General features: G+C 73.0%; 5 protein-coding genes. 2 read left to right on the top strand and 3 right to left on the bottom strand.

Going from position 1 to position 8,057, the window contains the following annotated elements:
• Nucleotides 1–44: 44 nt before the first annotated feature.
• The gene (locus C1A33_RS20960; protein ID WP_101833121.1) at nucleotides 45–935 is read left to right on the top strand and encodes an exodeoxyribonuclease III; all 891 of its coding nucleotides are present in this window, start codon (nucleotides 45–47) and stop codon (nucleotides 933–935) included.
• 106 nt (nucleotides 936–1,041) lie between these two features.
• Here the strand turns inward: C1A33_RS20960 and C1A33_RS20965 are convergent, their stop codons facing one another.
• Entirely contained in the window at nucleotides 1,042–1,626 is a 585-nt protein-coding gene (locus tag C1A33_RS20965) for an Hsp20/alpha crystallin family protein (protein WP_101833122.1), read from the bottom strand.
• A 772-nt stretch (nucleotides 1,627–2,398) separates the two neighbouring features.
• On the opposite strand from C1A33_RS20965, the gene C1A33_RS20970 reads away from it, so the two are divergent.
• Nucleotides 2,399–5,266 (top strand): non-ribosomal peptide synthetase, encoded by a 2,868-nt coding sequence (locus tag C1A33_RS20970; protein WP_101833123.1) that lies wholly within the window; start codon nucleotides 2,399–2,401, stop codon nucleotides 5,264–5,266.
• 152 nt (nucleotides 5,267–5,418) lie between these two features.
• Here C1A33_RS20970 and C1A33_RS20975 read toward each other — a convergent pair whose 3' ends face one another.
• Both C1A33_RS20975 and C1A33_RS20980 read right to left on the bottom strand, forming a co-directional pair.
• On the bottom strand, nucleotides 5,419–6,123 hold the full coding sequence (locus C1A33_RS20975) for a DUF4230 domain-containing protein (protein ID WP_101833124.1): 705 nt from the start codon (nucleotides 6,121–6,123) through the stop codon (nucleotides 5,419–5,421).
• Between the two features lie 48 nt (nucleotides 6,124–6,171).
• The coding region (locus C1A33_RS20980; RefSeq protein ID WP_243407776.1) for a PP2C family protein-serine/threonine phosphatase at nucleotides 6,172–8,057 on the bottom strand (1,886 nt) is incomplete at its 5' end.

Raw genomic sequence — 8,057 nt, forward strand, 5'->3', positions numbered from 1 at the left:
TCCTCGGCGCGGGCCTGTCGGAGCGCGGTACTACCGTCACACCTGTGCGGATCGCGACCTGGAACATCAACTCCGCGAAGGCCCGCCAGGCCCGGCTGATCGAGTGGCTGGACCGGGCGGCGCCGGACGTGGTGTGCCTGCAGGAGACCAAGCTCTCGGACGACGCGTTCCTCGAGCTGTTCGACGAGGATCTGTTCCGCCGTGGCTACCGGATCGCCCACCATGGCGACGGGCGGTGGAACGGGGTCGCGATCCTGTCGCGCGGCAGCCTCGACAACGTCGTGCGCGGCCTGCCCGGCGGGCCGGGATTCCCGGGGCCGGAGCCACGCGCCATCGCCGCGACGTGTGACGGCATCCGGGTGTGGTCCCTGTACGTGCCGAACGGCCGCACGGTGGACGACCCGCACTACGCCTACAAGCTGACCTGGCTGGCGGCTCTGCGCGATGTGGTCGTGGCGGAGTCGGCCCGGGGACCGCTGATGACGCTGGGCGACTTCAACATCGCTCCCACCGATGCGGACGTGTGGGACGTCGCCCAGTTCGAGGGAGCCACCCACGTCACCCCGGCGGAACGCTCCGCCCTCGCGGCACTGGTCGACGCCGGCCTCACCGACGTCCTTCGGGCTCGCTGGCCCGACGACGTCGTCTACACGTACTGGGACTACCGGCAGCTCTGCTTCCCGAAGAACTACGGGATGCGCATCGACCTCACGCTGGCGACGGCGGACGTGGCGGAACGGGTTTGTGCCGTGTGGGTGGACCGGGCGGCTCGCAAGGGCACCGGCACCAGCGACCACGCCCCGGTCGTCGTCGACCTGGACACGGCTCCCGACGGCGACGTCGGCCCCATGGTGCCGCCGCCGTCCAGTCGTGGTTCCTCCAGCCGGGGATCGTCGGGCCGCTCGACATCCAGCGACTCACTGCGCCAGCGCTGAACCGGCATCAGGTCCGGGCCGGCTGTCGGGTCCAGGCCGCGGCCGGCCCGGACCCGATCCGCCGGATGCCCGTCGGAACGCCCCGCCGACGTCCCGATCCGCGGGCTCACGCGGAGGGAGTGGCCTCGGCGGAGCTTGCGGCGTCGTTGCGCCCAGGCGCCGACTCCGTGGCCGCGGGCGCCGGGGCGTCGCCAGACCGCACAGGCGCGACCTCGGGGATCGCGCCGTCACGCGCGGGGGTCACGGCGATCCTGGTGGCCTTGGGCTCCACCGCCGCGCCCGCGAGCCGGACGCTTAGCACGCCCCGCTCGTAGCCGGCGGAGATCCGCGCGGCGTCGACCCGCTCGGGGAGCCGGAACTCGCGACGGAAGCCGCCGCTCCACCGCTCGCGGTGCACCCGCCCGCCGCGCGCCTCCTCACGCTGCCCGCCGCGCTGACCGCGGACCACCAGACGGCCCCGGTCGATCTCCACGACGACGTCACGCTCGACGTCGACGCCGGGCAGCTCCAGGTTGATCACCACGTCCTCGCCGTCGGCCACGACGTCGGCGGACGGGACGGCGAGCTCCGCGTCCTGCGCACGAGTGGCGAGCGCCGGGCGGCGCGTCCCCCACGCACGTCGGACGATCTCGTCGAACTCCCGGTCCATCCGGCCCAGCGCGGCGAACGGGTCCCACAGGTAGGTAGCCACAGCGATCTCCCTCTATGTGCTCAGTAGTTCGGAACTCCGACCGGACGCGCCACCCACAGGGCCCGCAGGTCGACCTGCGCCGACCACCCTGTGGCTTGCAACCTCCTGTCGTTCACAGTTCATGAGTCTAGGCCACTCAACCTTGCGAAGGCAAGTCGCCTCAGCAGTCGTGCGGACAGGAGACGGCGATCACGCGGCGGCGAGGCAGGCGGCGCGTCCACGGCGACGCCTGGCGGAGGAGATAGTCGCGGGCACGACACGCGGGCGGGGGGTGCGTACGCCGGACACGAGCCCGGCCAGGCCGGAATGGCACCGTTCGGACCTCGAAGTCGGCGGCCGATCACGGTAAAAGACGCCGTACCCAGGTAATCATCGGCGGGGATACCCGCCGATGATTACCGGCCGACAAACCGGCATGCCGGGCGGGCTACAAGGGGTGGCGATAAGTCAGCCACACCATCGTGGTATAAAGTTCCACGCTACACGGAACTGGATGCTGGGGAGGCAGTTCGTGTACATCGAGCGAACGGTCGCCGCGCCGCGCCCGCCGTCGGTAAGAGGAGATCACCTCGCCCGGCCCACTTCTGCCAGGCGGCGACCCGCCCGCGGTCGCGCCTGCCCGTCGCCTCGCCGGCGACCCAGCAGAGCGTGCCGGGTGCTTCGCTGCCTGGTCGCGCACGACTGACGAGCCGACGACCGGCGCGCCTCGTGACCGCCTGTCGCGGAGCGTCGCGCCGACAGCGCCGGCAGCACAGAGGACGAAGGAGCGGCATTGAACGAAAGCGATCGGCGCGCGGCTGTGGCGGTCGAGGCCCCCGCGGGCGGTGTTCCCCTTCCCGCGCTGGATCTCGACGATCTGCCCGCGTCCGTGGTCAGCCGGTTCCGCGAGGTGGCGACCCGGCTGCCGGACACCCCCGCGCTGGTGTCCCCGGGGGTGGCTATGACGTTCGCCGAGGCCGACCGGCGCACCGACGCCATCGCCGTGGCCATCCTGGGCCGCCTCGACGCGAGCGAGCTCGGCCCGGTCGCGACGCTGCTCCCGCACGGGGTCGCCGGGCTGCTGGGCCTGCTGGCCGCGATGAAGACGGGACGGCCCGTCGTCCCGCTCGACCCGATGGTGCCGGCGGAGCGGATGGCGCAGATCGTCCGCCAGGCCGGCTGCGTCGCCCTGCTCACCGACCTCGGGGACGCCGCCGTCGCCCGCTCCACGGTGGGCCTGCGCGCCGTCGGCGCCCAGGGTGCCGACGCCTCCGCGGTGGCCGAGATCAACCCCCGGCCGGTGCTCGACGCGCTCGGCGACGACGCCCCGCGCCTCGTCCTGGACCTGGCCTGCGCCGCCGGCGACGGAGCCGAGTGGATCGCGGCGAACGGGGCGGACGCCGTGTGGTGGCCGGAACCACGGCTCGACGAGCCGGCCTGCGTCGTGTTCACCTCGGGGTCCACCGGCACGCCCAAGGGCGTGGTCTGGAACCACGGGACCTTCCTCTGCGAGGCGTTCGCCGGCGCCGAGCGGCTCGGCTTCGCCCCGGGCGACCGGCTGGCGCTGGTGCTGCCGTACTCGTTCGCCGCCGGGATCACCGTGGTCGTGTTCGGGCTGCTCAACGGGGCGGGGCTGTACGCCTACGACCCGCGCGCGGCCGGTCTGCGCGGCCTCGGCGACTGGATCATCACGCAGAACCTCACCGCCCTGCAGACCACGCCGAGCCTGCTGCGGGCCCTCGTCGGCGCGCTCGAGGTGGACGAGGTACTGCCCGACCTGCGGCTCGTCACCACCTGCGGCGAGGCCGCGTACGGCCGCGACGTCGCCGCGCTGCGCGCGCACGTGCCCGCGACCTGCACCTACGTCAACTGGTCGGGCGCGTCGGAGATCGCCTCGCTGGGCTTCCACGAGATCGGGCCGAGAGCGCCGATCCCGCACGGCACGGTGCCCGCGGGCCTGCCCGCGCCCGGCAAGGAGGTGCTGCTGCGTCGGGAGGACGGCAGGGTGGCCGGGCCCGGTGAGTCCGGGGACGTCGAGGTGATCTCGGAGTTCCTGTCCGCCGGCTACTGGGACAACCCCGAGCTCACCGCGGAGCGGTTCCTCCCGCTGGCCGACGGGCGGACCAGCTGCCGCACCGGCGACCTCGGCCGGATCGAGCCGGACGGCACAGTCATCCTGCTCGGCCGCCGCGACGCCGCCGTGAAGATCCGCGGCTACCTCGTGGAGCCGAGCGAGGTCGAGGCGGCGCTGCTGCGCTCCCCGGAGATCGCGGAGGCCGTGGTCACCGCCGTCGCCGACGAGGACACCGCACAGCACCGTCTGATCGCCTACGTCGTGCCGGCCGTGAACGGGAACACGCTGTCCCCCGTGCGGATCCGGCGGGCGCTGCGCGAACGGCTACCGGTCTGGATGGTGCCCACCATGGTCGTCCCGCTGGCGGAGCTGCCCCGCAACGAGCGGGGCAAGATCGACCGGCGGGCCCTGCCTCCCCCGCCGGCGCGCACCATCTCGAAGCGTCCCCGGACGCAGTGGGAGATCGTCGTCGCCGACATCTGGACCCGCGTCCTGGACGTCGAGGAGGTCTTCGTCGGCGACGACTTCATGGAGCTCGGCGGCGACTCGCTGGCCGCGAACGAGCTGCTCACGCTCGTGCAGGAGAAGCTCGGCGTGTCGATGCCGTCGTCCGCGCTGGTGGACGCGCCCACGCTCGGCGCGTTCTCGCACGCGGTGTCGGTGGCCCAGCAGTCCGGGCCGCGCCACCCCACGGTCGTCCCGTTGCGCACCACGGGGTCGCGCCCGCCGCTGTTCTGCTTCGCGGGGGCCGGGGCGCTCGCCCTCGGCTTCCACTCGCTGGCCCGCCGGCTCGGCGACGACCAGCCCGTCTACGCGTTCCAGGCGCATGGCCTGGAACGGCGCGGCTTCCCGGACTGGAGCGTCGAGAAGACGGCGCGGCGCCACCTCGAGGTGATCCGGGTCCTCGCCCCGCGGGGCCCGTATCTGCTCGCCGGGCACTCGCTGGGTGGCCTGATCGCGATGGAGATCGCGCAGCAGCTCGCGGCGGTCGGCGAGGAGGTGGGCTTTCTGTCGATCATGGACACCTACCTGCCGTCCTCCCTGCGCATCGGCCCGAACGAGGACGGTGAGAACGCCCCCGCCGCCCAGGGTGTCGACGGCAGCGCCGTCACCGGCAGTGGCAGTGGCAGTGGGACCGGCAGTGGCAGTGGGACCGCGGGCGACAGCGCGCAGGAACACGCCCGCGGCTACCGCGGGCGGCTCGCCCGGTTCACCCAGCGGCTGCTGCCGGAGCAGCGGGCCAACTTCACCAACATGGCAACTCTCAAGAAAATGGTGCAGATTCCCCTGACCGGCGTGGTGCAGTTCGGGGGACTGGAGCAGTTCGATGTCTTCTTCAATCACGGCCGACTGCTCGAACGGTTTTACCGGCCCCGCCCGTGGGCCGGGCGCACGATTGTCTACCGCTCCGCGGAGAATCCCGACTCCGAGAATGCCTGGTCGACGTATCTGACCGGTAGCCATGACACCCACTACGTCCCGTGTGAGCATTTTTATCTGCTTCGCGAGCCGCATGTCATCAAGATCTCGGAGCATTTCCGGACCGAGATCGACAGGGTCGTCGCCGAGCAGGCGTCGCGAGGCTGAGCGTCGATGCCTCCGGTCCCGGCGGGGTGTGCTGAGCACACCCCGCCGGGAGGCACGTGCGGCCGAGGAGACGCCACGCCGCCCCGGCCGTGGGCCTGGCGCGCCGGCCCTGGGCCTGGGCCTGGACCGGCGTCGCGGGCGGGAGGGCCGGGTCAGCGGCGGTCGGCGGCGTAGGTGACCTGGACGTTGGTGAAGCCCAGGGCCCCGAGCAGGCCGCGCAGCATCGCGGTGGTGTTCTTCTTGCCCAGCTCGAGGACCTGGCCGTCGGTCTGGGCGGCCTGGGCCATCTTCGTCGAGGCCTTCTGGTAGAGCGCCTTGTCACTGCTGACGCCGCCGACCAGGCCGCCGACCCGGTCCAGCACCCCGCGCTGGCGGGCGACTACATAGCTGTGGTCGAGGTCGAGCTGCGGCTTGGACAGGGTCGGGTTCGGCAGCTCGATGCTCACCGAGCGGCGGTCCGGCGACACCTTGACGGCGCCGGCGTCCAGATGACCGAAGTCGACCATCGCGTCGACCGTGCCGACCCCGACGAACAGGGTGCGCTCACCCTTCAGCGCCGACGGCAGCCACTTCGTGTCCTGCTCCAGGTCGACGACGACCTCGAAGTGGGCGCCCGCGGCGTGGTACTGGCTGAGATCCTCCAGCGAGCGCAGCACCGCCGGGGAGCTGCGGTCGATCGTGCGCTGCGTGAACGGGTTGAGACTGGGTCGCCAGCCGGCCACCACCGCGACGAGGCCGACGACGAGCACGGCGAGCAGGATGGTGGCGATCAGCCGCAGCGGGCTGAAGCGGGAGACCAGGGCACGCGGGGACCGCGTGGAGCGGGTGGGCCGGTCCGTGCCGGACTCGTCGTTCATGGTGGGCGATGTACCCGAAAATCCCTGTGACCACGCTAGTAGTCGCCATCACGACGAACCGTCCGCGCTCTGGGGCGGCTGATCGGTGCGGGCGAGGATGATGGCCGTCCGGTCGTCGCCCTGCCGCCCCGGCGCGTGCCGGCGCACGGCGTCGAAGGCGTCGTCGAGCAGGGCCAGCGGAGTGCGGCCCGGGTCGCGCAGGATCTCCGCGATCAGCCGGTGCACACCGAACTGGCGGCCGTCGCCGTCGCGGGCCTCGACCAGCCCGTCGGTGTAGGCGATGAGCACGTCACCAGGGTCGAGGCGCAGGGTGCGGCTCTCCCAGGCACCAGGGCCGGTCAGCAGGCTGGACATCAACGGGCCCGTCGGCGGCAGCCGGACGATCTGCGCGGCCGCCGGCGCGGACGTGGATGGCGGCGCGGACGACGGCTCGGCGGGAGAAACCGGCCCGGACGGGGACTCCGACACGGGCGCCGACGCGGACGGGGATGGGGACGCTGGAACTGCGGGAGGCTCCGGCGCGGGCGACGGCCTCGGCGCCGACGGAGCCTCGGAGGCGGACGTGGACGCGGGCTCAGGCGCGGACGTGGACGCGGGCTCAGGCGCGGACGCGGGCGTGGCGGGAGGGGCGGCCGCGGAGGTCGTCCGCTCAGGCCACGCCGCACCGGCCCGGCGCAGCAGCAGGACGTCGGGGTGGCCCGCGTTGACGTAGGTGAGTTCGCCGCTGCCGGGGTCGACGATGGAGATGATCGCGGTGGCGAACATCTCCTCGGTGTCGCCGAGGTTCTCGACGACCCATTCCACGGCGATGGCGGGCGTGGCACCGGTGGACAGCGCGGCGTCTAGGAGCTGCTTGAGCCGCAGGGCGAACACGCCGGCGGTGGCACCGTGGCCGGAGACGTCGCCGACGATCACCGCGACCCGGCCGTCCGGCAGGTCAAGGGCGTCGTACCAGTCACCGGCGAGCTCGCCCTGGGCGGGATCGACCCGGCCGTGCAGCATCACGCCCCGGGCGCGCAGTACCGAGGGGGTCAGCGCGTCGCGCAGCGCGATCACGGCCGGCCCCTGTTGGGCGAGCGCTTCCCAGGACCGCTCGTTCTGCCGGACGAGCCGGACGAGCTGGGCGCGCATCGTCTCGACGTCGGTGGCCAGGGCGACGATCTCGGCCGGGCCGACCGAGGGGATGCGCGTGTCGTAGCGCCCGGCGGCGACCGCGTTGACGGAGCGCTGCAGGGCGCCGATCGGGCGCAGCAGCCAGCGCCGGGACACGATCATGACCGTCACGAGCACGCCGAGGATGACGGCCATCGCGCTGACCAGCGAGCTCAGCAGCAGCACCGCGGCGTTCTCGACCCGGTTGGACGCCTCGGTCTGCTCGCGGTCGATCTGGCCGGCGAGCCCGGCGACCTGGCGGCGCAGCTCGTCGAAGTCCTCGCGGGCGCTGGAGCGGACGATCGACGAGGCGCGGGCGACGTCCCCGCGGGCCATCGCGGCGAGTTCCGGCTGGACGACCTCGCTGCGCCAGGTGCGATACGCCTCGCCGACCTTGTCGTGCTGTGCACGCAGGTCGGGGAACTGGGCCAGCAGGTCGGCGAGGCGGGCGTCCAGGCCCGGCAGCTCCCGGTCGGAGGCATGAAAGGGGGCGAGGAAGCCGCGGTCGCGGGTGACGATGTAGCCGCGCAGGGCGCTTTCCTGGTCCACGTAGGCGGCGAGGAGCAGCGCCGTGGTGGTCGCCGCCGGGTCGAGATGGCGGCCCCGCTCGCCCGCGGCATGCCGCGATCGCAGCGCCGAGAAGACGGCGAGCACCAGCATCAGGATGACCGCGAGCCCGGCGAACAGGGTCAGCACCCGGATGCCTCGCCGGAGGCCAGCCGTCTCACCCACGTCAGGATTGTCGTCCACGACCTGCGGCGGACCAGGGGCGGGGGCGGGGG

The organism is Frankia canadensis (genome assembly GCF_900197875.1).
GTDB lineage: Bacteria > Actinomycetota > Actinomycetes > Frankiales > Frankiaceae > Frankia > Frankia canadensis.